Genomic DNA, 24,975 nt, shown 5'->3' on the forward strand with positions numbered 1-24,975 from the left:
CGGACAAGGACATGGCATGGGTACAGGCACGTGGTTCGCCCCAGGGGGTGCGGTGTGGTGGAACGGAACGACTGGCAGGCCGGCGTACTGGGCGAGTTGGGCGCGCTGACCCCGTCGGGGAAGGCGGGCAAGGGCACGGGGGAATCCGGTGGGCCGCAGGAGCCGTCCGCCCGGCCCGTCGGCGGCGACGCCCCGGCCGTCGCGCCCGCCCCCGAGGCCGCACGCGTCCCCCCGGGCGGAAGCCGGGGCCCGAGCCCGACCGGGCCCGGCTCCGCCCCGACCCCCGAAACCGTGCCCGTACTGGGCGCCGGGGCGGGGAACGCGCGGCTCCGCCACGGTGACCCGGTGCTGCGCCGGGTGCTGCGCACCGCTCGGCACGCCTTCGGGTCCTCCGCCGCCCGGGCCGTCGCCGAGAGCACGGAACTCGTCGCCCGGGTGCAGCAACCGGTCACCACCGGCCGGCAGGTCGTCGTCACCAGCATCCGCGGCGGCGCCGGGAAGACCACGGTCACTGCACTGCTCAGCCGCACCTTCAACCACTTCCGGCACGATCCGGTACTCACCCTGGAGGCGGATGCCGCGCTCGGCACCCTGCCCGCCCGGCTCGGCGTCGACGAGCTCCGCTGGACCTGCACCGACCTGGCCCGGGTCCTGCACCCCTCGATGCGGCTCACCGACGTCACCGGGTACCTGGTGCCGCTCGCCGACGGCGGGTGGCTGCTGCCCGGCAGCCAGGGCAGGATCGGCGCGCGGATCGACATCGCCGCCTACCGGACCGCGACGGTCGCCCTGCGCAGGTACTTCGGGGTCACCCTGGTGGACTGCGACACCCTGCCCGGCGAGGTCGCCCGCACCGCCCTGGACACCGCCCAGGCCCGGGTCCTCGTCGCCCCCGCGACCGCCGAGGGCGTCGCCTCCACCGGCGCGGTCCTGGACTGGCTGGGCTCCCTGCCGGTGCCCGCCCTGCCGCGCACCGTCGTCGTGCTGACCGCGCCGAGCCCCGATGCCGCCCCGGACGCGCACGCCGCCGCGGAGCTGGCCCGGAGCGGGGCGGGCGTCGTCGTGCTGCCCTACGACCGTCACCTGGCCTCCGGCGGGGTCATCCGCACCGACCACCTCGCTGCCGCCACCCGGCGGGCGGTGACCCGGCTCGCCGCCGAGGCGATGCAACGCGCGGTCGGTGCCCGGTGACCCAACAGCTCGTCCACCGGCCGGCCCGCAGCTCCCGGCCCCTGCCGCCGCCCGCGAACCGGGTCGTCGAGGCCCCGCCGAACCTCCCCGAGGGCAAGATCGGCGGGGCGGCCACCGCCCTGCTGCCCATGGCGGGGGTGATGGGCTCGGTGGTGATGATGACGGTCATCCGCAACAGCCGGTTCGCCGCGGTCGGCGCGATCGTGCTGGTCTTCGCGCTGCTCGGCGCGGTCGCCCTGTTCTGGTCGCAGCGCGGCAGGGCCCAGCGCACCCGCCGGGCCCAACGCGAACGCTACCTGGAGTACCTGGAGGAGCAGCGCGAGGAACTCGGCGTCGTGGAACGCAAGCTGCGCGACCAGGCCCGACTCCTCAACCCCCCGCCGCAGGCCCTGTACGACCTGGTGCGCGACCCGGCGCGGCGGTGGGAACGGCGCCGCACCGACCCGGACTTCCTCCGGGTGCGCCTGGGCACCGGGGAGGTGGCCCTCCAGGACCTGACGCTCGGTCAGAACCCGGGCGGGGTCCTCGCCCCGCCCGACCGCTTCATGCTCAACGAGGCGGGCGCGCTGCTGTCCCGCTTCGCCCGCGCCCGGGACTTCCCGCTGACCGTGCCGCTGGACCGGGCCGGCAACGTCAGCGTCGTCGGCGACCGCGAGGGCGTGCTGCGGGTGGCCCGGACGCTGCTGGTGCACACCGCCGTGCTGCACGCCCCCGACGACGTGGCACTGGCCCTCGGGGTGCCCGGCGACCGGCTCGCGGACGACTGGGAGTGGGCCAAGTGGCTGCCGCACGTCCTCGACGCCCAGGAGCAGGACGGGCCGGTGGCCGTGCGGCGGATCGCGCCGAGCACGCCGCAACTCGCCGTCGTCCTCGGCGCCGAACTGCGCCGCCGCGCCTCCTACGCCGCCGAGGTCCGCCGGGGGCTCTCCGACCGCGCCGCGCTCCGGATGGCGAGCCGCCTGCTGGTCGTCAGCGACGAGTACGGCGCCAACGCCGTCGAACTTCCCCTCCCGGACTCGGCGGTGGGCCTCGCGGACATGAACGTCACCGTGCTGCACCTGCTCGCCGAGCAGGTCCACGAACCCGACGAGGTGTCCGTCCGGATCACCGTCGACGGGGACCGGGTCACCGTGGAGGACCTGCGGGTGGTGCCCGACCCCACCTCCGCGGCGCCCGAGGCCCGGCCCGACGAGGGCACCTCGGACGCGCTCTCGGTGCCCGGCGCGGAGGGCCTGGCCCGGATGCTGGCCCCGCTGAGGCTCTCCGCCGAGTCCGTCGCCGACGGCACCCCGGTCTCCGGGCCGGTCGACTTCCCCGCCCTGATCGGGGTCGACGACCCGGCCGCCCTGGACCTCGACCGGCTGTGGGCGCCGCGCGGGGAACGGGACTTCCTGCGGGTGCCGATCGGCCTGGACGACCGGCACGGGCCGGTGCTCCTCGACCTCAAGGAGTCCTCCCGGCTGGGGATGGGCCCGCACGGGCTGTGCGTCGGCGCGACCGGCTCCGGCAAGAGCGAACTGCTGCGCACCCTGGTCCTCGCGCTGGTCGCCACCCACTCCCCGGAGCAACTGGCGATGGTCCTCGTCGACTACAAGGGCGGCGCCACCTTCGCGCCCTTCGGGCAACTCCCGCACGTCGCGGGGGTGATCACCAACCTGGAGAACCAGGCGGGACTGGTCGAACGGGTCCACACCTCCCTCGCGGGCGAGGTCAAACGCCGCCAACAGGTCCTGAAGGACGCCGGCAACCTCGCCGACATCGGCCACTACGCCGCGCTGCGGGCCGAACGGCGCCCCGAGCTGGAACCCCTGCCGCACCTGCTCGTCGTCATCGACGAGTTCGGCGAACTGCTCACCGCCAAGCCCGACTTCATCGACCTGTTCCTTTCGATCGGACGGATCGGGCGCTCCATCGGCGTCCATCTGCTGCTCTCCAGCCAGCGCATCGAGGGCGGCAAGCTCAAGGGCCTCGACACCTACCTGTCGTACCGGCTCGGGCTGCGGACGTTCTCCCCCGACGAGTCCCGCACCGTCCTGGACACCACCGACGCCTTCCACCTGCCGCCGCTGCCCGGCTTCGGCTACCTCAAGGTCGACACCTCCGCGTACACGCGCTTCAAGGCCGGTTACGTCTCGGGGCGGTACCTGGGTCCGCTCCGGGAGGAGCCCGGCGAGGAGGGTCCGCTGGCCCTCGCCTACCCGACGTACAACACCCTCGCCGACGCGGCGGCGGGCCCCGAGGACCCCGGCCCCGTCGCCACCGCCCGGGAGACCGGTCCGACCGTGCTCTCCGTGATGGTCGACCAACTCGCCGCCGCCGCCCCGCCCGTGCGCCGCATCTGGTTGCCCCCGCTGCCCGAGGCGCTGTCCCTGGACGCCGCCGCCGGCCCGCTGGGCGCCGACGAGCACGGGATGCGGCTCGGCGAGCGGCGGGGCGCGCCCATGAGGGTCCCGTTGGGCGTGCTGGACGCGCCCGCCCGGCAGTGGCGCGGTCCCTGGGAGCTGGACCTGACGGTGGCCGGCGGGCACACCGCCGTGATCGGCGGCCCCCAGTCCGGCAAGACGACCCTGCTGCGGACCCTCGCCCTGTCCCTCGCGCTCACCCACACCCCCCGCGACGTCGCGGTCTACGGTCTGGACCTGGCCGGCGGCGGGCTCGCCGCACTGGCCGGGCTGCCGCACGTCGGCGGGGTCGCCGGCCGCGCCGACCACGAACGGGCGGCCCGGACGGTCGCCGAGGTGCGGAACATGCTCGCGGTCCGCGAGCAGCTCTTCCGCGAGCACGGCATCGACTCCGTGGACCAGCTCCGGCGGCTGCGCGCCCGGGGCGGGATCGGTGAACTCCCCGCGACCGACGTGGTGCTGCTGATCGACGGGTACGGCGCCCTGCGCGAGGAGTTCGCCGCCATCGACGACGCCGTGAACGACGTGCTGCGCCGCGGCGGCGGCTACGGCGTCCACGTGGTGGCGGGCATGCTCCGCTGGAACGACGTCCGGATCGCGGGCCAGTCGATGTTCGGCACCCGGATCGAGCTGCGGCTGAACGACCCCTCCGACTCCGGTGTCGACCGGAAGCTCTCGGAGACGATCCCGGCGGGCGCCCCGGGGCGGGCGCTCACCGACCGGAAGCTCTTCGCCCAGGTCGCGCTGCCCCGCATCGACGGGGCCACGGGCGACGGCGGGTCCGTGGGCGATCCCGGCGCGGCCCTGGAGGACGCGGTCGCCGCGATCCGCGCCACCTGGCACGGCGACCTGGCGCCGGCCGTGCGGGTGCTGCCCACCCGGCTGCCGTCCGCGAAGCTGCCCACCGCGCACGCCGAGCCCCGCCGCACCCCGATCGGGGTCGACCAGGACGCGCTGGCCCCCGTCCTGCTGGACCTGTTCGGGCAGGACCAGCACCTGCTGGTCCTCGGTGACAACGAGTGCGGCAAGACGAACCTGCTGAAGCTGATCGCCGCCGGGCTGATCGCCCGCCATCGGGACGACGAACTGGTCTTCGCCGTGTTCGACCCCCGCCGGGGGCTGCGCGCGGCGGTGCCCGAGCCGTACCGGGGCGGCTACGCGCACAACGCCCGGATCTCCACCGCCCTGGCCTCGGGCATCGCCAAGGAACTCGACAAACGGCTGCCGGACGAGGGCGTGGACCTCGATGGGGCCCCCGACGGCCCGACCTTCACCGGCCCCCGGATCGTGGTCCTCGTCGACGACTACGACATCCTCACCACCGCCGGACAGCAGCCGCTCGCCCCCTTCCTGCCGTACGTCTCCTCCGCCCAGGACATCGGCCTCCACTTCGTGGTCGCCCGCCGGGTCGCCGGTTCCTCCCGGGCCCTGTACGAGCCGTTCCTGACGACCCTGCGGGAGTCCGGGACGGCGGCCCTGGTGATGACCGGCGAGCGCGCCGAGGGCCAGCTCTTCCCCGGCCTCTACGCCGGCCTCCAACCGCCCGGCCGGGGCACCCTGGTCCGGCGCGGGCGCCCCCACCGGCTGGTCCAGACCGCCCTGGCCGCCACCGGCGACGACGAAACGGACGACTCGTGACCGATGCGCACCCGGTGCTCCCCGCCCGCCCCGACCCCGTGCCCCCCGGGCCGGCCGCCGGGCGGTGCGCCGCATGACCAAGGACCTGATCGCGCTCACCCCGAAGATGCCCGACCCGCTCACCCTGCTGGTGGGGCTGCACGCGGGCGGCCCCGGTACGCGGGCCACGGCCACCGCGGACGGGGCCGTGGTCCAACTCCTGGGCGCGGGCGGCCGACCACTGGTGTCCGTCGAGTCGCCGGTGCTGGTCCAGGTGCCGGGCGAGGTCGACCGGCTGCTCGGGCCGCGGAGCGCCGCCGCGGCCCCGGTGCCGGTGTGGTGGACGGAGACCCGTGCCTCCAGTGCGGTGCCCGAGGCGGAGCCGCTGGCCGGGTCGGTCGTGGGCCGGCTCGCCCATCTGCTCGGCGGCACCGTGTGGCCGCCCGGTGCGGGCCGGACCGGTGTCGTCCCGGTGGAGGGCGAGCCCGGCGGGGGCGGCACGGAGGGGACGACCGCGATCGTCGCCGAGGACCCGCTGCCCGCGGTGGACGTGGTCACCGAGTCGACGGTGGTGGTCCTCGCCGACCGGCCCGTGGTCCCGCTCACGGCCTGGCTCTCGGAGGTGCTGCGCACCACCGCGGCCCGGGGTTCCGCCCTCCAGATCGTCACCCCCGCACACTGCCGTCTCAGCCACCACCTGCGCACCGCCCTGACCGGCCCGCCCAACCGCTGGGTCGTCCAACACCCCGACTGCGGCTACTACGACGGGCTGACCGGTGCCGTGCTGGGCTGGCGGGACGGCACCTTCGCGGTCGTCCCCGACGCCGCCGGCGGGTCCGCCCCCGCCGCGCCGTACCGGCCGGCCGGGCCCACCGGGGAGCGCCAACTCGCCGTCTCGTTCCGCACCGCGTACCCGCCCGAGGCGGAGCTGCTCCTCGGGCGCTCCCTGGAACTGGCCTGGCGCACCCTCACCGGCGCGCCCCCGGCCGGTTGGGGCACGGCGGAACCGATCAACCTCCCGTGGTCGCCCCGCCAACTCACCGACCTGGCCCGCGCCCGGATGCCGGAGCCGACCTTCGTCACGGCGGTCGGCGACCCCGGCCGGCCGGCCCTGGCGACCGTGCGGATCACCCGGACGACGGCGGGCGTCGAGGAGGACGTCACCCTCACCGTGGGCTACGGCGAGGGCGAGGGGGTACCGCTGGACGCCGTGCAGGACCTGGCCGGGGCCCTGGCGGACGGCGAGCACGGCCTGATCTCCCTGCTGGCGACCCTGCGCCCGGCCCGCCGCGACCTCACCGCACCCCCCGTCTTCGAGGCGCCGCCCGTTCCGCTGGCCTTCACCCTCGGGCCCGAGGGGGTCCTGGAGACCACCCTCACCCACGCCCGCCGGCCCCCGCTCGCCCTGCGCCCCGTGCAACTGGGCCCCGAGGCCCGGCCGGCCCTGCACTACCCCCTGGGCGACGGCACCCACGCCGAGGCGTGGCACGCCCTGGACGTGCTGTTGACCCACCTGCGCCGCCGGGCCGCGGTCTGAGGCGCCTGCGGGGCGGGCGGACGACGCCTTGGTGGCGGTGCCGTCTTCCGAGGTTGGAGCCGGGTGACGTCATGCCCTACCAACTCGTCCCCGCTCGGGGCACGTGGTTCGATGGGTGAGCATGTTCCATAGGGTGCCCAGGGAGGTACGGGTGATCGATCCATCGGATGCGCGACCGCCGTTCCGGCAGGTCGCGGACGCGCTGCGGGTGGCCATCGCCTCCGGCGTGTACGGGCCAGGTGATCGGCTTCCGTCCGCGCGGGAGCTGGCCGGCGAGTACGGCATCACACACGTGACCGCCTCGCAGGCGGTCGCCGTACTCAAGGCCGAGGGCCTCGTCGAGTCCCACGTGGGCAGGGGCGTGTTCGTGCGCGCCCCTGCGGAACGGCGCCGCATCGATCGGGGCCGGGGCGTTCTGAGGGACGAACGCGGCTACTACTTCGACGCCCGGGCCAAGGAATGGGTCGGGCTGTCCCCTTCGCTGCTCCACTGGGGGACCGCGCCCGCGGACGTGGCGGCGCTCCTCGGCGTCGAGGCCGGTGCGCCCGTCTTCCTGCGCGAGCGCAGCATGGGCCCACGCGGAAGCACGTTCCCGCTCCAACTCGCCACCTCCTATCTGCCCGAGCACCTTGCCAGAGGCACCCGGTTCGAGGAACGCGACACGGGTCCCACCGGCATCTACGGGCTGATGGAGGAAGCGGGGAACGTCCTGGACTGGATCGAGGTGTGCAACGCACGCATGCCCACGCCGCGCGAGCGGGAACTCCTCCGTCTCGGAGACGGAGTTCCCGTGCTGCGCCTGCTGAGGGTGACCCGCAACCAGCACGACCGGTGCCTCGAAGTCACCGACACGCGGATGTCCGCGGACAGGTTCGAGGTGTCCTACCAGTTGGCCACCAGTGCGGGGTGATTGAAGGATGACGACCTAGGTGTCATAGTGAGGTTGTGGTTGCGAAGTCGCAACCCTTTCGACCTTCACGCGGAGCGGCGCCCTACCGCCAAGCAGATGCGCCGCTCCGTCCCCTCAGGGAGGTTTCATCATGCCTGCTCTTCCCCTGTCGGACCGCACGGCGCGTCAGCGTGTCCGGAGGCGGGGTCGTCCCGCCCGTCCGGACGACTGTCCGGTCGGTGCCGGTCCCGTACCGCCTGCGCCGGCCGTGTGGGGGCCCCTGGCCGTGCCCGTGCCCCACGTCGCGCTGTGGAGCGAGGAGAAGGTCGCGGTGAGGACCCTTCAGGTCCGACCCTGTGGGGTCGGTTTGGCGTATCGCGACGAGGTCGCCTCCGATCGGGACGAGCGGCGGATCCTATGGAGTCGTGTCACCCAGGCGGCGGGTCGGGGGCGGCCTCAGTTCGGCTCCGTGCATCCGTTGAGGCAACGTCAGACGATGCTGCGGCGTGCGTGCCAGGTGTGCGGAGGGCCGGCGAGTCGCACCTCTCGGGGGTGGCTCTTCCTCCTTCCGGCATCGGGCGCGGGCGAGGGGATGGCCGAAGGGACGGAAGGCGGGCTCTGTGCCAAGCCGCCCCTTTGTCTACCCTGCGCTGCCATCGCTCTGGAGTGCTGCCCGCACCTGCGGAACGCCCTGGCGGTCAGGGCGCGCACGGTGCGTCCTTGCGGTGCGTTCGGGGCCTTTTATGCTCCCGGCGCTCACGGCCCCGGCTGGTCGGATGACTGCTACCTCCCCTACGGGCATCCGCACAGCCGGTGGTTCCTCGCTTCGCAGCAAGTGGTGGAACTGCGGCGCTGCACACTCGTTGACCTCCGGGCCGAGTTGCCGGGCTGAGCGGCCCTCGGCCCCGAAACTCCGGCACCACCAGGTAGGGAACGGGCCAGGGGTATAGGTCAGGATCTGACCTGTACCCCCCCCTACCGTCGACCCATGACCTCAGGAACCGACACCCCCGCCCTCCCCGACGAGCACGCCGAACTGCTGCAAGCCCTCGCCGAACAGCGGGAGTTGCTGCTGATCACCGTACGGGGCCTCACTGACGGCCAAGCCGCGCGGCGCACCACGGTCAGCGAGTTGACCCTGGGCGGGATCGTCAAGCACCTGGCCCGCGGGGAGCGGGTGTGGACGCGGATCGCGGTGGACGGGGACGGGGCCCTGCCGGAGGGCATGCTGGACGCGGCGCAGTACCGCATGACCGGCTCGGAGACGCTCGCCGACCTGTTGGCGGAGTACGCCGACGCCGCCCGGGCGACCGAGGAGGCGGTGGCCGGCATCCCGGACCTGGGGCGGGTCGTGCCGCTGCCGGTGACGCCCTGGTCGCCGCCGGAGGCGGTGCACTGGCCGGTGCGCCGGATCCTGCTGCACCTGATCCGGGAGACGGCCCAGCACGCCGGGCACGCCGACCTCGTCCGGGAAGCCCTGGACGGGGCGAACACCACCGCACAGCGGTGACGATCCGGTCGGGGGCGTGCCGATTTCTCCTCTATGCGCGTAGAGTCGACACCCGTGCCCCGGCGGGGGCACGGGTGTTCGCGAACCCTCGGAAGGACATGCCATGGACGTCATCTCCGTCATCCGCACCAAGCGGGACCGCGGTGAACTCAGCGACGAACAGATCGACTGGGTCATCGACGCCTACACCCGCGGTGCGGTGGCCGACGAGCAGATGTCCGCCCTGGCCATGGCGATCCTGCTGAACGGGATGAACCGGCGCGAGATCGCCCGCTGGACCGCCGCCATGATCGCCTCCGGCGAGCGCATGGACTTCTCGGCGCTGTCCCGCCCCACCGCCGACAAGCACTCCACCGGCGGGGTCGGCGACAAGATCACCCTGCCGCTCGCCCCGCTGGTCGCCGCCTGCGGGGCCGCCGTGCCGCAGCTCTCCGGCCGCGGCCTCGGCCACACCGGCGGCACCCTCGACAAGCTGGAGTCCGTCCCGGGCTGGCGCGCCCTGCTCTCCAACGAGGAGATGCTCTCCGTGCTGGACGGGACCGGCGCGGTGATCTGCGCGGCCGGCGACGGCCTCGCCCCCGCCGACAAGAAGCTGTACGCCCTGCGGGACGTCACCGGCACCGTCGAGGCCATTCCGCTGATCGCGTCCTCGATCATGTCGAAGAAGATCGCCGAGGGCACCGGCTCCCTGGTGCTGGACGTGAAGGTCGGTACCGGCGCCTTCATGAAGACCCTGGACGACGCCCGTGAGCTGGCCGCCACCATGGTGGGCCTGGGCACCGACAGCGGGGTGCGCACGGTCGCCCTGCTCACCGACATGTCCACCCCGCTCGGGTTGACCGCGGGCAACGCGCTGGAGGTCCGCGAGTCGGTGGAGGTGCTCGCCGGCGGCGGCCCCGCCGACGTCGTCGAACTGACGTTGGCGCTCGCCCGCGAGATGCTGGACGCGGCGGGCCTGCGGGACGCCGACCCGGCGAAGGCCCTCGCCGACGGCTCCGCCATGGACGTGTGGCGGCGGATGATCGCCGCCCAGGGCGGCGACCCCGACGCGCCGCTGCCGGTCGCCCGCGAGCGGCACGTGGTCACCGCCCCCGTCTCCGGCGTGCTCACCCGGCTCGACGCGTACGACGTGGGCGTCGCCGCCTGGCGCCTCGGCGCGGGCCGGGCCCGCAAGGAGGACCCGGTGCAGGCGGGCGCCGGGGTGGAGATCCACGCGAAGCCCGGCGAGACGGTCACCGCGGGGCAGCCGCTGCTGACCCTGCACACCGACACCCCCGAGCGCTTCGGCTACGCACTGGAGTCCCTGGAGGGCGCCTTCGACGTGGCCGCGTCGGCGCCGGACTTCACCCCGACCCCGATCGTCCTGGAGCGCATCGCCTGATCCGCAGGTCAGCCGAGCGGGCGGGCGGCCACGAACAGCACGTGGCCGCCGTCCCCCTCCGGAACGAACCGCTCCTCCCGCACCTCGAACCCGGCCGTGCGCAGCCACTCCCGGCTGGTCGCCGCGTCGGGGTGGCTCCACCACATGGCGACCCCGCTGCCGAGCCAGTCCTCGTCGGTGCCCGTCAGGGCGTCCCGCCCGACCGTGACGAGGAAGGACCCGCCCGGACGCAGCCACCGGACCACCCGGCGCAGCAGTGGGAGCTGTTCCCCGAGGGGGAGGTGGATCAGCGAGTACAGGGCGAGGACCGCGTCGAAGGAGCCTTCGGGGAAGTCGAGCGCGGTGATGTCCTCCCGGCGGAACTCCGCCCCGGGCACCCGCGCCCGGGCGCGCCGGACCTGGACCCCGCTCAGGTCCACCCCGAGGACCCGGTGGCCGGCCGCCGTCAGGTCCCGGGCGACCGGTACCCCGTTGCCGCATCCCAGGTCCAGCACCCGGCTGCCCGTCGGCAGCCGTCCGTGCAGGTCGGCGAGCCAGTCCTGGTACTTGGTGTCGGAGTCGAACGCTTCCTCGTACCGCTGGGACAACGCGTCGTAGCCGCGGCGGACGAGGTCCTTGGGGTCGTCGGGGTCCTCGGCGGCGGGGGTGCGGGGGCGCATGCCGCGGCACGCTAGTGCCGGACCGGCAGCGCGCGCGACGGAGTTTCGCGCCGGTGCTCCAGAACCGGCGTACCCCGCACCGCGTCTTCCCGACGACGGGCCGTGGAGCACCGCCCGGGAAGGGCGGGCCGATGCGGTCGGACGACGGGCCGGATGCCGGGAGCGGGGACGGGCGCACCCCGCTGACCGGGGCCGGGGCGGTGGACGGAACGGGCGGGGCGCCGTCCGCGGACCGTGCCGAGCGGGTGCTCCGCACGGTCCTCGTCGCGTTGTTGGCGGCGGCCAACGCGCTCACCGTCTGGCTGTTGCTGACCGCCCTGTTGGTGAGGCCGCCGGGCGGCCGGTGGGAGCAGGAGCACGTCACGGCGGCCGGGGTACCGGCGATGACGGCCCACATCGGGTCCTGGCTCACCGAGTGGGGCACCTACCACCTCGTCCGCTGGGGTTGGCTGCGCCCCTGGTGGTACGCGGTGCCCATCGTGGTCGCACTCGGCTCGCTGCTGTGGATGTTGGTGCTCATGGACCGTTGAGGCGGTGCGTGCCCTTCCGCCGCCGTGCCGTGCGCCGGTTCACCCGGCCGGGTCGGCGGAGAGGTCGGCGCCGCGTGCGTAGGCGCGGAAGTCCCGGGGGTCGCGTCCGAGCACCTGCCGCACGCCGTCCGCGATCGAGGCGCTGCCGTCCTCGGCGATGTGCCGGAACAGCCCAGCCAGCAGCTGGGCGACCTCCTCGGGGACCCCGGCCGCCCGCTGTTCGGCGAGGTACTCGGCCTCGCTGACCGGAACGTACCGCAGCGGGCGGCCGGCGGCGGCGGAGAGTTCCGCGACGGCCTCCCGCAGGGTCAGCGCGCGCGGGCCGGACAGTTCGTAGGTGCGGCCGGCGTGCCCGTCCTCGGTGAGGGTGACGGCGGCGACCTCGGCCAGGTCCTCCAGGTCGAGGAAGGGCTCCCGGCCCTCCCCGGCGGGGACGCGGAGTTCGCCGGTGGTCAGCACGGAGGAGAGGAACCACTCCTCGGTGAAGTTCTGGTCGAACCAGGTGGGCCGCAGGATCGTCCAGTCCGGGCCCGCGGCGCGCACCGCGTCCTCGGTGGCGAGCAGTGCCGGATCGTCGAACTCGCCCCAGGTCCGGGCGGACAGCAGCACCAGCCGCCGCACCCCCGTCTCGGCGGCGAGCGCGGCGAAGGCGCGGACCTCCTCGGCGGCGTCGGGGCCCTGGGAGTCCACGACGTACACGGCGCGCACCCCGTCGAGGGCGGGGCCCCAGGTGGTGCGGTCGGACCAGTCGAAGCGGGTGGCGGCGGAGCGGGAGGCGGGGCGGGCGGCGAAGCCCCGCCGGGCGAGGGCGGCGCTGACGCGGCGCCCGGTCTTGCCGGTGCCGCCGAGGACGAGCACCGGAGCGGAGGGGACGGGACGGTCGGTCCCGGAGTGCGTGGTCATGCGCACCAGTGGAACCCCGGGCGGCGGGGTGCCGCGATGGTCGAGGCGCTCGTCCCGATGTCCGATCGTCCACGGTCGCGCCCGGCCTAGACTCGGGCGGATGGATGACGCCTTGTCCGCCCTGCTGCACGAGGTCCGGTCCCACGGGGCCCTGTTCGACCAGGCCGTGGTCCGGCCGCCGTGGGCGTTCCGGTTCGAGGAGGGCACCCGGATCGCGGTGCTCGCGATGCTGAGCGGACGGGCGTGGATCAGCCGCCCGGACGGTGCGGGGACGCCGGTTCCGCTGGGGGAGGGGGAGTTGGCGATCGTGGTGGGCCCGCAGTCGTACGTGGTCGCCGACGACCCGGGCACGGCCCCGCGCTACCTGGTCGACGAGGACGAGCGCTGCACCACCCCGGACGGGGCCCTGGTCCTGGACTCCTGCACGCCGGGCTGCCGGGCGGCGACCGGCCCGCGGGACGGTCGGGACGACGGGGTGCCCCGGCCGGTGCTGCTGCGCGGGGCCTACCGGCTGGGGGACGTGGCCTCGGCGCGGTTGGCGGCGGCCCTGCCGAGGATCGCGCGGGTGTCGTTGCCGCCGGGCGGGGCCGCCGTCCTGGAGACCCTCGCGGAGGAGATCCACCGCAGTGCCCCGGGCCGCCAGGCGGTTCTGGACCGCTTGCTGGACCTGTTGTTGGTGTCCGGGCTGCGGGCCTGGTTCGAACGGCCGGAAGCCTCGGCGCCGGACTGGTACCGGGCGCACGGGGACCCGGTCGTGGGCCGGGCCTTGCGCTTGCTGCACGAGGATCCGGCCCGGCCGTGGACGGTGGCCTCGCTGGCGGCGGAGGTCGGGGCGTCGCGGGCGGGGTTCGCCCGCCGGTTCACCCAGCGGATGGGCGGCCCGCCGATGGGTTACCTCACGCAGTGGCGGATCGGCTTGGCGGCGGACCTGCTGGCCCGCACCGACGAGACGGTGGAGGCGGTCTCCCGCCGGGTCGGCTACGCCAACGCGTACGCGTTGAGCGTGGCGTTCAAGCGGGTGCGGGGCGTGCGCCCCACCGAGCACCGGGCGAGGTCCCGCACGGCCTGAGGCCGGCCGCTCGGCACACGACCGCGCCCACCCCCGGGCGGGGGCGGGCGCGGGTGCCCTGAGGAGAGGCGGGTGGTGCGCCGTGGTCCGGGCGTCAGGTCCCGGGGGGTGCGGTCAGAACTGGACGTCCGAGCAGGAGTAGAACGCGTTCTCGGTGTCGTCGACGGTCCACACGCCGAGGATCAGGTGCTTGCCGGACTTCTGCGGGAGCACACCGGAGTGCGAGACGCTCCAGCCGGGCATCCGACCGCCGAACGGCACGGTCAGGAACGGCTGGGGCTCCAGGTCGCCGCGGGTCAGCGGCTTGTTCGGGTTCCAGCCGTCCTTGGTGATGTAGTAGCGGAAGTCGGTGGTGGCGTGCCGGGCGACCATCTGCCAGTTGAAGGTGTAGCTCTGGCCGCCGCGGACCTTGGTCGCGGGCCAGTTGCCGCCGCGCGGGTCGTCCAGCTCGGCGAACCGGGCGTTGCCGCCGGCGCAGAGGGTGCCGTCGGCGGGGCCGCGGCCGGGGAAGCCCTTGTAGCCCTCGACGCTCCACGCCTCCCACTCGATCTGGCCGCAGTCCTGGACGGTGCCGTTGCCGCAGAGCGTGGAGCGGGCGGCCGGCGAGTCCACGTAGCCGTGGCCCTGGGCGCTCCCGGTGGCGGCGAAGAGCGCGGCGACGGCGAGGCCCGCGCCGACCAGGGAGGTGGTGAGCTTCTTGCGCATGTTCACTCCTGAACGTGGGGGTGCCTCGGTGAGGTGGGGGAGGCGGAGTGCAGGGGTGGTCTAGACCAAGACCAGGGTATTTCGGCCAGTTCCCGGGGCCAACGCTGCTTTCGGTCACGCGGGAATGCGTGTCAAGCACCGCAATTCCGCCCGGTGCCTCGTCGAGCGTGAAACCTGCCGGCCGTGGCGGTCCGCCCGCCCGGCACCCCATCGCCGCAGCAGGGGGGGCGCCCGCCCGGGGCCGGGCACCGCGCCGCACCGCCGCGCCGGACCCCCCGCACCGGGGTGGCTCAACTCCGGCGGGCGCCCCCGCGCGTCAACCGGGCAGCAGGTGCCCCCGCTGGGAGAGCAGGAACCGCTTGAACGCGGCCACCGGCGGGGTGTCCGGGCCGCCGCCCGCGAGCCAGGCCACCCCGATCTCCCGCACCGCCCGCGGCGCCGTCACCGTCAGCTCCACCACCCCCGGCCGGGGCACCGTCGGGGGCGGCAACAGCGCCACCCCCAGCCCCGCCTGCACCAGCCCGCGCAGGGTCTCGGCCTCCTCCCCCTCGAACGCGACCTTGGGCCGGAACCCGGCCGCCGCGCACAGGTCGTCGGTGATCCGGCGGAGCCCGTACCCGGCCTCCAGGGTCACGAAGGTCTCGTCGGCGGCCTCCGCGAGCCGGATGCGCCGGCGCCCCGCCAGCCGGTGGTCGTCCGGCACCACCAGCCGCAGCCGCTGTTCGTCCAGCCGCCGCGCCACCAGGTCCGGCGCATCCGGCACCGGCGAGGTCAGGCACAGGTCCAACTCGTGCGCCCGCAGCCGCTCCAGCATCGCCTCGCCGTAGTTCTGTACCAGGCTGAACCGCACCCGGGGGTGGTCGGCCCGGAAACCGCGGATCAGCCCCGGCACCGTCTCCGTGCCCAGGGTGTGCAGGAAGCCGAAGGCCACCTTCCCGCTCGCCGGGTCGGCATCGGCGCGCACCTCCTCGGCGGCCCGCCCGATGCCGTCGAGCGCCCGCTCCACCGAGGTGAGGAAGGACCGCCCGGCCGGGGTGAGCGCCAGCGTGCGCCCCCGGCGCGCGAACAGGTCCACCCCCAGGTCCCGTTCCAGCCGGACCATCGCCCGCGACAGGGTCGACTGCGGCACCTGCATCTCCTGCGCGGCCCGCGTCACGTGCTCGGTCCGCGCCACGCCCGCGAAGTACGCCAGCCGCGGCGCGAGCAACGCGATGATGTCGTCTGTGTCACCACCGGGTGACACGCGCGCCCGTGAGCTGTCCTTATGCATCATGGGAACGATTATGGACGTTCCATGCATTGGACGCATCAGAATCCCGGCCGTACGTTCGACCCATGCCTCCCGCCAGTACCGGGGCGGTCACCGGGTTCCCGCGAACCACCGTGACCGCCGCCCCCGCCGCCCCGTCGCCCGTCGCCCCCGTCCCTCCGGCGCCCCCCGCGCCCGCCCCCGCCACCACCGGCGACGGCGGCGCCACCGGTGCCGACACCCGTCTCGCGCCCGGCGGCCCCGGCTACCGGCGGATGAGCTTCGCCCTGTTCCTGGTGGGCCTCGCGACCTTCGCCCTGCTGTACTCCACGCAGTCCCTCCTGCCGCTGATCTCCACCGAGTTCGCGGTGGGCGCCGGGGACGCGAGCTGGACCGTCTCCGCCGCCACCGGCGCCCTGGCCCTGTTCGTCCTGCCGCTGAGCGCGCTCTCCGAGCGGTTCGGCCGGCGCACCCTGATGACCGTGTCGCTGGCCGTCGCGGTCGGCGTGACCCTGCTGATCCCCTTCGCCCCCTCGCTCGGCGCACTGATCGCCCTGCGCGCCGTCCAGGGCGCTGCCCTCGCCGGCGTCCCCGCCTCGGCCATGGCCTACCTTGCGGAGGAGGTCCGGCCCAAGGCGCTGATCGGTGCGATCGGCCTGTTCGTCGCGGGCAACAGCATCGGCGGGATGAGCGGCCGGGTCGTCACCGGCTGGGTCGCCCAGGAGTGGGGCTGGCGCGTCGCGCTCGGCGTCCTCGGGCTCTTCGCGGTCCTCGCCGCGGTCGCCTTCCGCGCCCTGGTCCCCGCCCCCCGCCACTTCACCGCCGCCCCGCTGAGCCCGGGCCACCTCGCCCGCACCGTCCGCGGCCACCTCGGCAACCCGCTGCTGCGCCGCCTGTACGCCATCGGCGCCCTGTTCATGACGGTGTTCGGCGCGGTCTACACGGTGATCGGCTACCGGCTCACCGAAGCCCCGTTCTCGCTGCCCCAGGGCGTGATCGGCTCGATCTTCCTGGTCTTCCTGGTCGGCACGGCCTCCTCGGCCGCCGCCGGCAAGCTCGTCGCCCGGCTCGGCCGGCGCGGCGCCCTCTACCTGGCGGGCACCACCACCACGGTCGGCCTGCTGCTCACCCTCACCCCCTCGCTGGTGGCGGTGGTCGGCGGACTGGTCCTCATCACCGCCGGCTTCTTCGCCGGGCACGCCGTCGCCTCCGCCGCGGTCAGCCGCACCGCCACCCACGGCCGCGCCCAGGCGTCGGCCCTGTACCAGTCGGTGTACTACCTGGGCTCCAGTGCGGGCAGCACCTTCGGCGCACTGGCCTTCCACGCGGGCGGCTGGACCGCCACCGTCGCGCTCGGCCTGCTGGCCGTGGTCGGGGTCGTCCTGATCACCGTGCTCGGCACCCGTGCCGCCCGCGCCGAGGCCAGGGCCGTCCGGGTGGCACCCCGCCCGGTGCCGCGCCAGTATCGAGGGGTGACCCACCCGGCCCGCTGACGCCGGCGGGCCGGTACGGCTCCGGGAACGCGCAGGTCAGCCCCGGTTGTCAGTGGCCGGAGGTACGTTCTGATCGCCGGCACGGGACCGGGGCGGGACGAACAGCAGGGGTGGCTGGACCATGACCGACACGACGACGATCGACCCGTTGACCGAGTTGGAGCGGTACCGGGTGGAGCTCACGGGCTACTGCTACCGGATGCTGGGCTCCTCGTTCGAGGCGGAGGACGCCGTCCAGGACACCATGGTCCGCGCCTGGCGCGCCCTGGAGAAGTTCGAGGGCCGCTCCTCCCTGAGGTCCTGGCTGTACCGCATCGCCACCAACGTCTGTCTGGACCAGCTGAACGCGGGCAACCGCCGCGCCCGCCCGATGGACCTCACCGAGCCGCAGCACCACGCCACCGCCGTCCTCAAGGAACGCGCCGAGCCCACCTGGCTGGAGCCCGTCCCGGACGGCCGGGTGCTGCCCGACACGGCGGGTCCCGAGCAGACCGCGCTGGCCCGCGAGTCGGTCCGGCTCGCCTTCATGGCCGCGCTCCAGCACCTGCCGCCCAAGCAGCGGGCGGTGCTGATCCTGCGCGAGGTGCTGGCCTGGCGCGCCCAGGAGGTCGCCGAACTGCTGGACACCACGGTCGCCTCCGTCAACAGCGCCCTCCAACGGGCCCGGGCGACGCTGGCCGCGGCCGACATCCGCGAGGCGGACCCGGCCGAGCCCGCCGACGAGGAACAGCAGAAGCTGCTCGCCGCGTACGTGGAGGCGTTCGAGGGCTACGACATGGCCCGGCTGACCGCCCTCCTCCACGAGGACGCCGTGCTGTCCATGCCCCCCTACGACCTCTGGCTCCGGGGCCACCGGGAGATCACCGGCTGGATGCTCGGCACCGGCGCCGGCTGCCGCGGCTCGCTGCTGGTACCGACCGTCGCGAACGGCACGCCCGCCTTCGCCCAGTACCGCCCCACCCCGACCCGGGGCCGCTACGAGCCGTGGGCGCTCCAGGTGCTGGAGATCTCAGGGGGCCGGATCGTGGAGATCACCAGCTTCCTCGACACGGCCCGGTGGTTCCCGCTCTTCGGGCTCCCCCTCCACCTGGAGCGGTAGCCCGGTCAACCGGATCAGCTCCCGCACCGCGGGGGGCGGCTCGCGCAGCACGATCCGTCCCCCGGCACGTCGCGCCGCCCACTGGAGCCGGGCCAGCAGGTCGACGGCGGCCAGACCGCGCACGCCGAGCGCCCTCGCGTCGCACACCAGCCGCAGGCCCGAGCCGCCGCCGGTCAGCCGTCGCCGCACGTCCTCGCAGAGCAGGAGGACCTCCCCGGGCGTCACCCGCGCGGGGAGCACCAACACACCACTCGAATCACTGTCCACGCCCGGTAGACCGCCGCCCGCCGGGGAACTCATCGTCGGGCGACGAGGTCGCGACGAGTCGGCTTCGGTGCGGGGGAGTGCATCCATTCTCTCCCGGAACGGCGACCGCTGTCACCGTTCTCCGGAATGATCTTCGCCTCCGATCCGCGGCCTAGGGTTGGCGAGCAGGCCGAACAAGGCCCCTCACGTGCAAGGGAGTTGACAGTGGTGGCAGCTGACCCGTCCGCGCTGGCCGCGGAACTCGTGGCGATGGCCGAGGCCGATCACCGGGCCGCCGTGCACGCGAACGGCGAGGACTTCGCCGACCAGTTGGCCTGGCGCCGGCTGACCGCACGGCACGGCGACCGACTCGCCGCGATCATGGACGAGCACGGCTGGCCGACCGCGGACCGGGTCGGCGCGGACGCCGCCCGCGCCGCCTGGCTGATCGCCCAGCACGCGGACCGACAACTCGACGTCCAGCGGCGCGCCCTGCGACTGATGGGCCGGGCCGTCGCCGAGGGCTCGGCGGCCCCGCGCGAACTGGCCTTCCTGCACGACCGCACCCGGGTGAACGAGGGCCGCGAACAGCGCTACGGCACCCAGATCGCCGGAGTGCGGGACGGCCGGCCGATCCCCTGGCCCTGTGAGGACCCCGCACGCACGGACGAGTTCCGGGCGGAGGTCGGCATCGAGCCCTTCGACGTCTACGTGGCCCGGTTCCCCCCGGCCTGAGGGCTCACCCGTCGACCTCGTCGGGCCGCAGCGCGTCGAGGATCAGGGCGAGGCCGAAGGCGAACTCGTCCTCGGCGTAGTCGTAGCCCGGGACGAGGACGTGCGCGGCGGCGAGTTCGGCGAGGTGGGGGTAGGCGTCGGCGGGCATCTCCCGCAGGATCGCCCCCGCCACCTCGTCCAACTCGGCCGCATCGCCGAACGGCAGGCTCAGTTCCTGCATGACGAACCCGTACACGTAGCTGTCGATCAGCGAGAAGGCGTGGGCGGTCATCGCCACCGAGAACCCGCCGCCGCGCAGGGCGCCGATCACGGCGTCGTGGTGGCGCAGGGTCGCCGGGCCGGGGTGGGCGCGGGAGTCCAGCAGGGACACGGCCCACGGGTGGCGCCGCAGCGCGGCCCGTGCGGAGTGCGCCCGCCGGTGCATGGCCTCCCTCCAGTCGGCGCCCGGCGAGGGCAGATCGATCTCGGCGAACACCGCGTCGACCATGCCGTCGAGGAGGTCCTCCCGTCCCGAGACGTGGTGGTACAGCGACATCGCCTCCACGCCCAGCGGCGCGGCGACGGCCCGCATGGTCAACGCCGCCGAGCCCTTCTCGTCCGCCACCGCCACCGCCGCGCGGATCACCCGCTCCCGGCTGAGCGGCGCGCGAGCCGTCCGCCCGCGACCGCCCCTGCTCGCCCTGCCGCCCCCGGCGCCCGCTGTGGACATCCGCCCTTCCCCTTCCGCTCCCCTTGACCGCCTTACGGCATAAGGTTAGCGTGCCTTACACCATAAGGCTGTCGGTGGAGGGGGCTGTGCCGTGGGTGCGGAGGACATCGGGAAGGTCTGCGTCGTCGGAGCGTCCGGGAAGCTGGGGCAGTACATGGTCCGGCACGCGCTGGACCGCGGCTACGAGGTGGTCGGCGTCTGCCGGGAGCGCAGCGTGCCCAAGCTGGCCGCCCTCGCCGACCGGATGACCGTCGTCCCCGGCGACACCGACGACCCCGAGGTGATCCGGCGCGCGGTCGAGGGCTGCGACGGGGTGCTCACCGTGCTGGTGCCCTGGGGCGTGCGGCAGTACTCCTCGGGCACCGCACAGGCCGTGCTCGACCACGCCCGCCCGGGCGCCCGGCTGGTCTTCTCCTGCGGCTGGCACATCACCCGCGACGGCAAGGACCGCTACTCACGGCTGTTCACCCTGGCCCTGCGGGCCGCGACCGTCCTGGGCAAGCTGCTGCGCGCCGTCGAGATCGACGACCAGGTCGAGGCGTGCCGTCGGGTGTTCGCCAGCGACACCCGCTGGACCGTGGTCCGCGGCAGCGACCTGGAGGAGGGCGAGAGCCAGGGGCTGCCCCTCTGGCGCCAGCACGTCGGCGACCCGGCGCTGGCCAGCAACCTCACCCGCCGGACCGACTTCGCCCTCTTCATGGTCGCGGCGCTCACCGACGAGGCCCTCGTCCACCAGGCCCCGGCGATCGTCGGCCGCCGCACCCCCAGCGCCCGGGCCCACGGGTAGCCGCCCGCCGGCGGCTCGCTCAGTGCTCCGGCGGGTCCGCGTCCGTCCCGCCGTGTTCTCCGGGCAGAAGGACGCCCCCGCTCGACAGCAACACGATCCCGCACACCCCGCAGACCAGCCAACTCGTCGTCAGCCCCGCCGCCCGCAGCGGGCCCGACGCCGCCACCGCGACCGTGACGAAGGCGCCGACCGCCGCGGTGAGACCGGCCGCCGCGGCCCGCTCCCGGTCGTCGCCCTCCCGCCAGGCGCGGCGCAGCGCGCCCGATCGCCGCCACGCCCACCCCAGGGCCGCCCCCGCGGTGACCGCCGCCCCGGCGAGGGCCCAGCCGGGCGGGGACGACGCACTCCCCGGTCCCCCGACACCGCGCCACGCCTCCAGGGACGCGAGGACCAGGACGACCGGGCCGACCAGGGCGAACACCCCCGCCGCCGTCCGGACGAAGCCGATGCCCGGGAACGTAGCGGGCAGGTCCGTGACCGGATCACGGGTGCTGGGCAGCGCGAAGTGGACGGCCGCGCCCCGGAAGTCCGTGGCGACGATCCAGCCGAAGCCCGTGGTCCACCCGCCCCACACCACGAGCAACACGACGTCGAACACCGGCACCCCTCCCCGGCAACGACCCGTGCCGATGTCGGACATGCCGGGTACGGTCCCCACCGGCCATCGCAGCCCGCACGGGTCCCGGCGGGCGGCTCACCGCCGGGACCCGTTGCGCGCGGTGACGCCCGTCCCGAAGCCGGAGGCCAGGGGCATCCGCAGCCCCAGCGGCGGCGGGGCCTTGAGGGCGTCGAGCACCGGCCGGGCGAACCGGGTGCCGAACAGCGTGCCGAGGACGAAGTCCACGGCCAGCGCCCGCACTTCGTCCCGGTACTGGCGCAGCCCGTGCCCGTCCGCGTGCACCTCGAAGCGGCACACGTCCCGGTTGGCCTTCTTGGCGCGGGCCGCGAGCTGGAACGACAGCTCGGGGTCGTTGCGGTGGTCCTTGGTGCCGTGGACGATCATCACGCGCCGCCCGGCCAGCTGCTTCACCGGCTCGGGCGGCTCGGCGTCCTCCGCGGGCAGCCAGGGGGCGAGCGCCAGCACCGAGTACACCGCGGGGTGGCCGCCGGCCCGCAGCGCGGCCCGCCCGCCCATCCCGAAACCGGCGAGGCACACCGGCACGTCCCCGTACCGGCGGACCGTCTCGTCGACGGCCCATTCCGCGTCCGAGGCCAGCACCGCCCGCTCCCCGTTCCAGCCGAGGGTCCGGTACCGCACCACATGGGCGATCAGCCCCTGCTGTCGCCCCTGTCTCGCCAGGTGTCTCCCGAACCCGCGGGCGCTGCCGCCCGCGAGCGGGGAAGGCGCCCGCTCCGAAGTCTCCCTGCCTCCCGGCAGCACCAGCACGACCCCGCCCGCCGTCATCCTCGTGGGGCCCTGCGCCCTGCCCAACCGAGCCCCGCGTCCCTGCGTCGCTCCCAGTCCCATGGCAGAACGTTCCCAGAAACAACGGCGTCCCCCACAACCCCCCGGGGTCACCTTTGCGTATCGGCGCATACGTACCCGTCGGTGTCTACGCGCGTAGGAGGTACAGTGCGAAGATGACGAGCCAGACGGGGCAGCACCCCGAAACGCCCAGCGCGGACCAGATCCGTCGCGCCCCCAAGGTCCTCCTCCACGACCACCTCGACGGCGGCCTGCGCCCCGGGACCGTGGTGGACCTCGCCCGGGAGATCGGCTACGACGCCCTGCCCGAGACCGACGCCGACAAGCTCGGCGTCTGGTTCCGCGAGGCCGCCGACTCCGGTTCGCTGGAGCGCTACCTGGAGACCTTCGCGCACACCTGCGCCGTCATGCAGACCAAGGACGCCCTCTTCCGGGTCGCCGCCGAGTGCGCCGAGGACCTCGCCGAGGACGGCGTCGTCTACGCCGAGGTGCGCTACGCCCCCGAGCAGCACCTGGAGCAGGGGCTCACCCTGGAGGAGGTCGTCGAGGCGGTCAACGCCGGCTTCCGCGAGGGCGAGCGCCGAGCCAAGGAAAACGGGCACCGCATCCGGGTGGGTGCGCTGCTCACCGCGATGCGGCACGCGGCCCGCGCGCTGGAGATCGCCGAACTCGCCAACGCCTACCGTGACTCCGGGGTGGTGGGCTTCGACATCGCGGGCGCCGAGGCGGGCTTCCCGCCCACCCGCCACCTCGACGCCTTCGAGTACCTGAAGCGCGAGAACAACCACTTCACCATCCACGCCGGCGAGGCGTTCGGCCTCCCGTCGATCTGGCAGGCCCTCCAGTGGTGCGGCGCCGACCGGCTCGGCCACGGCGTGCGGATCATCGACGACATCGAGGTCGCCGAGGACGGCTCGGTCACCCTGGGCCGCCTCGCCTCCTACGTCCGCGACAAGCGCATCCCGCTGGAGCTGTGCCCGACCTCCAACCTCCAGACGGCCGCCGCCGCCTCCTACGCGGAGCACCCCATCGGACTGCTGCGCAAGCTGCACTTCCGGGCGACCGTGAACACCGACAACCGTCTGATGTCGGGCACCAGCATGAGCCGCGAGTTCGAGCACCTGGTCGACACCTTCGGATACACGCTCGACGACATGCAGTGGTTCACCGTCAATGCGATGAAGTCGGCGTTCATCCCTTTCGATGAACGACTCGCCATGATCAACGACGTGATCAAGCCGGGCTACGCCGAGCTGAAGTCGGCCTGGCTCTTCGAACAGACCGCTTCCACCAGGGGTTTCGTCGCCGCCAAGGGCTGAGTGGCGTGATGTGCGGGCGGCCGGATGTGGCAACACTCCGGCCGCCCGCGCGTGTTTGCGGCGGCCCCGCTGCGTGGCTACGGTCCTAGACCGCTCGTCCCGGAACTCCCGCAGCCCCGCCCAACCCGCTCGTCGCGCGCCCGCGACAGCGCGTTCAACAGCAAGGACGCCACTCCCCATGAAGCAGTCTGCCGCCAAGACCCTCGGTGTCGCCGCGCTCGGCGCGGCCATCGCCGCCGTCGGTGCCGGTGCCGCGAACGCCGCCCCCGCCCTGCCGGACGCCACCTCCGCGCTCGGCGGCCTCACCCGGACCCTCCCCGTCGGGGGCGCCGTCCAAGCGCTGCCGGTCGCCGAGGCCGCGAAGATCCTGCCGGCGCCCGACGCGGTCAGCACCCTCCCCGACACCCGCACCGCCGAGGCCACGACCACCGCCCTCGGCGGCGCCGCCACCGCGGCCAAGCCGGCCGTCGCGCAGACCCTCTCCGAGGCGCTGCCCACCAAGGGCCTGCCCCTCATCGGCGGGCTGCTCGGCGGCCTGCCGATCAACGGGATCCCGCTGGGCTGACCGCCCCGACGAGCGGCCCCGCACCCACGCACGGACGGGCGGACTACCACGAGGTGCGCGCGGCGGCCTTCTCGCTCGGCAGGAAGAACCACAGGCCGAGGTAGAGCAGGAACTGCGGTCCGGGCAGCAGGCAGGACGCCACGAAGAGGACGCGCATCGTCGTCGCGGAAGTGCCGAAGCGCCGGGCCAGCGCCGCGCACACTCCGCCGATCATCCGTCCGTCAGTGGGGCGGGCCAGGGCGGTCATGGGAGCTCCTTCACGAGGCGGTCAGAGGCGTACGGGTCGCACGGGGCCGGGAGCGTGCCCCCGGTCCTCCATCCGATGGCTCCACGCTACGGTCGCGAAGCGGGCAAAGCGTCACTCTGCGGGGCGATCCCGACCCTGGGAATCGTCGGGGTCGCTCCCCGGGGGCCGTCCACCCGGGGGAGGGGCGCACGGCGGGAGCGCTCCCCTCGGCGACGGAGCCGGGCCCGTACGGCCGGCACCACCAGCAGGTGCGCCACACCCACGCCCAGGGTGTTCAACAGCAGCGAATCGACGTCCACCACCTGGCCCGGCACACCCGTCTGGAACAGCTCGATCCCCAGCGACAGCAGCCCGCCCGCGGTCACGGTGCGCAGCAGCGAACCCCATAGCGAAACGTTCAACCTGCCGCCCACGGCGGGGAGCAACACCCCCAGCGGAGCCAGCAGCACCAGGTCCCCGCCGATCCGCCGGAACGCGGTGGGCCAACCCGAGGCCAGGTCCGCCCTGATCCCGACCAGCGGCTGGAAGTTCGGCGCACTGATCCACGGGACGTCGAGGGGACGCAGCGTGATCCACCCCACCAGGAGGACGTGGGCCAGCAGGAGGATCGCTCCTGCCGTGCGGATGCGGAAGCCTTGGCGCTGCACGCCTCCAAGGACGACACGTGCCCGGCCCGCGGTTCCGTTCGGATGCCGGACGCCTCGTGG

Annotated in this window: 24 protein-coding genes; 14 read left to right on the top strand and 10 right to left on the bottom strand. The window is 74.4% G+C overall.

Features of this window, described 5'->3' with window-relative positions; genetic code table 11:
• The first annotated feature begins 57 nt into the window (after positions 1-57).
• From ACSMX9_RS18910 to ACSMX9_RS18935, 6 genes are all read left to right on the top strand, one after another.
• A complete protein-coding gene (locus ACSMX9_RS18910) occupies positions 58-1,191 on the top strand; it encodes a MinD/ParA family ATP-binding protein (protein WP_445395413.1) in 1,134 nt (377 codons plus the stop codon).
• Entirely contained in the window at positions 1,188-5,231 is a 4,044-nt protein-coding gene (eccCa, locus tag ACSMX9_RS18915) for a type VII secretion protein EccCa (RefSeq protein WP_445395415.1), read from the top strand. The genes ACSMX9_RS18910 and eccCa overlap by 4 nt, the downstream gene beginning before the upstream one ends.
• A gap of 73 nt (positions 5,232-5,304) precedes the next feature.
• Positions 5,305-6,747 carry a DUF6177 family protein gene (locus ACSMX9_RS18920; RefSeq protein WP_445395417.1) on the top strand — a complete coding sequence of 481 codons (1,443 nt, stop codon included), beginning with the start codon at positions 5,305-5,307 and terminating at the stop codon, positions 6,745-6,747.
• Positions 6,748-6,898: 151 nt separating this feature from the next.
• The gene (locus ACSMX9_RS18925; RefSeq protein WP_351240280.1) at positions 6,899-7,657 is read left to right on the top strand and encodes a GntR family transcriptional regulator; all 759 of its coding nucleotides are present in this window, start codon (positions 6,899-6,901) and stop codon (positions 7,655-7,657) included.
• Positions 7,658-8,624: 967 nt separating this feature from the next.
• Positions 8,625-9,146, top strand: coding sequence for a DinB family protein (locus tag ACSMX9_RS18930; protein WP_445395419.1), 522 nt, complete (start codon positions 8,625-8,627; stop codon positions 9,144-9,146).
• Positions 9,147-9,249: 103 nt separating this feature from the next.
• Complete coding sequence (locus ACSMX9_RS18935) at positions 9,250-10,527, top strand: thymidine phosphorylase (protein WP_445395420.1); 1,278 nt, start codon at positions 9,250-9,252, stop codon at positions 10,525-10,527.
• 8 nt (positions 10,528-10,535) lie between these two features.
• Here ACSMX9_RS18935 and ACSMX9_RS18940 read toward each other — a convergent pair whose 3' ends face one another.
• On the bottom strand, positions 10,536-11,186 hold the full coding sequence (locus tag ACSMX9_RS18940; RefSeq protein WP_445395422.1) for a class I SAM-dependent methyltransferase: 651 nt from the start codon (positions 11,184-11,186) through the stop codon (positions 10,536-10,538).
• A gap of 131 nt (positions 11,187-11,317) precedes the next feature.
• Between ACSMX9_RS18940 and ACSMX9_RS18945 the strand changes: the two genes are divergently transcribed.
• The gene (locus tag ACSMX9_RS18945; RefSeq protein WP_445395424.1) at positions 11,318-11,716 is read left to right on the top strand and encodes a hypothetical protein; all 399 of its coding nucleotides are present in this window, start codon (positions 11,318-11,320) and stop codon (positions 11,714-11,716) included.
• Positions 11,717-11,755: 39 nt separating this feature from the next.
• On the opposite strand, the gene ACSMX9_RS18950 is transcribed toward ACSMX9_RS18945, so the two are convergent.
• Positions 11,756-12,619 (bottom strand): NAD(P)H-binding protein, encoded by an 864-nt coding sequence (locus ACSMX9_RS18950; RefSeq protein WP_445395426.1) that lies wholly within the window; start codon positions 12,617-12,619, stop codon positions 11,756-11,758.
• A 100-nt stretch (positions 12,620-12,719) separates the two neighbouring features.
• Between ACSMX9_RS18950 and ACSMX9_RS18955 the strand changes: the two genes are divergently transcribed.
• A complete protein-coding gene (locus ACSMX9_RS18955; protein ID WP_445395427.1) occupies positions 12,720-13,688 on the top strand; it encodes a cupin domain-containing protein in 969 nt (322 codons plus the stop codon).
• Between the two features lie 114 nt (positions 13,689-13,802).
• Here ACSMX9_RS18955 and ACSMX9_RS18960 read toward each other — a convergent pair whose 3' ends face one another.
• The gene (locus ACSMX9_RS18960; RefSeq protein ID WP_445395428.1) at positions 13,803-14,393 is read right to left on the bottom strand and encodes a lytic polysaccharide monooxygenase auxiliary activity family 9 protein; all 591 of its coding nucleotides are present in this window, start codon (positions 14,391-14,393) and stop codon (positions 13,803-13,805) included.
• Positions 14,394-14,709: 316 nt separating this feature from the next.
• Positions 14,710-15,666, bottom strand: coding sequence for a LysR family transcriptional regulator (locus ACSMX9_RS18965; RefSeq protein ID WP_445395429.1), 957 nt, complete (start codon positions 15,664-15,666; stop codon positions 14,710-14,712).
• 62 nt (positions 15,667-15,728) lie between these two features.
• On the opposite strand from ACSMX9_RS18965, the gene ACSMX9_RS18970 reads away from it, so the two are divergent.
• Both ACSMX9_RS18970 and ACSMX9_RS18975 read left to right on the top strand, forming a co-directional pair.
• Positions 15,729-17,135 (top strand): MFS transporter, encoded by a 1,407-nt coding sequence (locus tag ACSMX9_RS18970; RefSeq protein WP_445395431.1) that lies wholly within the window; start codon positions 15,729-15,731, stop codon positions 17,133-17,135.
• A gap of 121 nt (positions 17,136-17,256) precedes the next feature.
• Complete coding sequence (locus ACSMX9_RS18975; RefSeq protein ID WP_351240260.1) at positions 17,257-18,234, top strand: sigma-70 family RNA polymerase sigma factor; 978 nt, start codon at positions 17,257-17,259, stop codon at positions 18,232-18,234.
• Here the strand turns inward: ACSMX9_RS18975 and ACSMX9_RS18980 are convergent.
• Entirely contained in the window at positions 18,145-18,501 is a 357-nt protein-coding gene (locus ACSMX9_RS18980; protein WP_445395433.1) for an STAS domain-containing protein, read from the bottom strand. The two genes, ACSMX9_RS18975 and ACSMX9_RS18980, sit on opposite strands and share 90 nt — an antisense overlap.
• 249 nt (positions 18,502-18,750) lie before the next feature.
• On the opposite strand from ACSMX9_RS18980, the gene ACSMX9_RS18985 reads away from it, so the two are divergent.
• Positions 18,751-19,215, top strand: a complete 465-nt coding sequence (locus ACSMX9_RS18985; RefSeq protein WP_445403029.1) for a DUF6624 domain-containing protein — start codon at positions 18,751-18,753, stop codon at positions 19,213-19,215.
• Between the two features lie 4 nt (positions 19,216-19,219).
• Here ACSMX9_RS18985 and ACSMX9_RS18990 read toward each other — a convergent pair whose 3' ends face one another.
• Positions 19,220-19,924: a TetR/AcrR family transcriptional regulator gene (locus ACSMX9_RS18990; RefSeq protein ID WP_445395435.1), complete on the bottom strand. Its 705-nt coding sequence runs from the start codon at positions 19,922-19,924 to the stop codon at positions 19,220-19,222.
• 91 nt (positions 19,925-20,015) lie between these two features.
• Here ACSMX9_RS18990 and ACSMX9_RS18995 point away from each other — a divergent pair, with 91 nt between their 5' ends.
• Entirely contained in the window at positions 20,016-20,711 is a 696-nt protein-coding gene (locus ACSMX9_RS18995; protein WP_445395437.1) for an NAD(P)-dependent oxidoreductase, read from the top strand.
• A gap of 19 nt (positions 20,712-20,730) precedes the next feature.
• On the opposite strand, the gene ACSMX9_RS19000 is transcribed toward ACSMX9_RS18995, so the two are convergent.
• A complete protein-coding gene (locus ACSMX9_RS19000; protein ID WP_445395439.1) occupies positions 20,731-21,351 on the bottom strand; it encodes a hypothetical protein in 621 nt (206 codons plus the stop codon).
• Positions 21,352-21,405: 54 nt separating this feature from the next.
• The gene (locus ACSMX9_RS19005) at positions 21,406-22,179 is read right to left on the bottom strand and encodes an alpha/beta hydrolase (protein ID WP_445395441.1); all 774 of its coding nucleotides are present in this window, start codon (positions 22,177-22,179) and stop codon (positions 21,406-21,408) included.
• 113 nt (positions 22,180-22,292) lie between these two features.
• Here ACSMX9_RS19005 and ACSMX9_RS19010 point away from each other — a divergent pair, with 113 nt between their 5' ends.
• A complete protein-coding gene (locus ACSMX9_RS19010) occupies positions 22,293-23,456 on the top strand; it encodes an adenosine deaminase (RefSeq protein WP_351240247.1) in 1,164 nt (387 codons plus the stop codon).
• 178 nt (positions 23,457-23,634) lie between these two features.
• A complete protein-coding gene (locus tag ACSMX9_RS19015; RefSeq protein WP_445395443.1) occupies positions 23,635-24,021 on the top strand; it encodes an ATP-binding protein in 387 nt (128 codons plus the stop codon).
• Positions 24,022-24,064: 43 nt separating this feature from the next.
• Here the strand turns inward: ACSMX9_RS19015 and ACSMX9_RS19020 are convergent, their stop codons facing one another.
• Entirely contained in the window at positions 24,065-24,268 is a 204-nt protein-coding gene (locus ACSMX9_RS19020) for a PspC domain-containing protein (RefSeq protein ID WP_351240243.1), read from the bottom strand.
• Positions 24,269-24,354: 86 nt separating this feature from the next.
• Positions 24,355-24,915 carry a VanZ family protein gene (locus ACSMX9_RS19025; RefSeq protein WP_445395444.1) on the bottom strand — a complete coding sequence of 187 codons (561 nt, stop codon included), beginning with the start codon at positions 24,913-24,915 and terminating at the stop codon, positions 24,355-24,357.
• Between the last annotated feature and the right edge of the window lie 60 nt (positions 24,916-24,975).

Source organism: Streptomyces sp. LE64, from assembly GCF_052606915.1.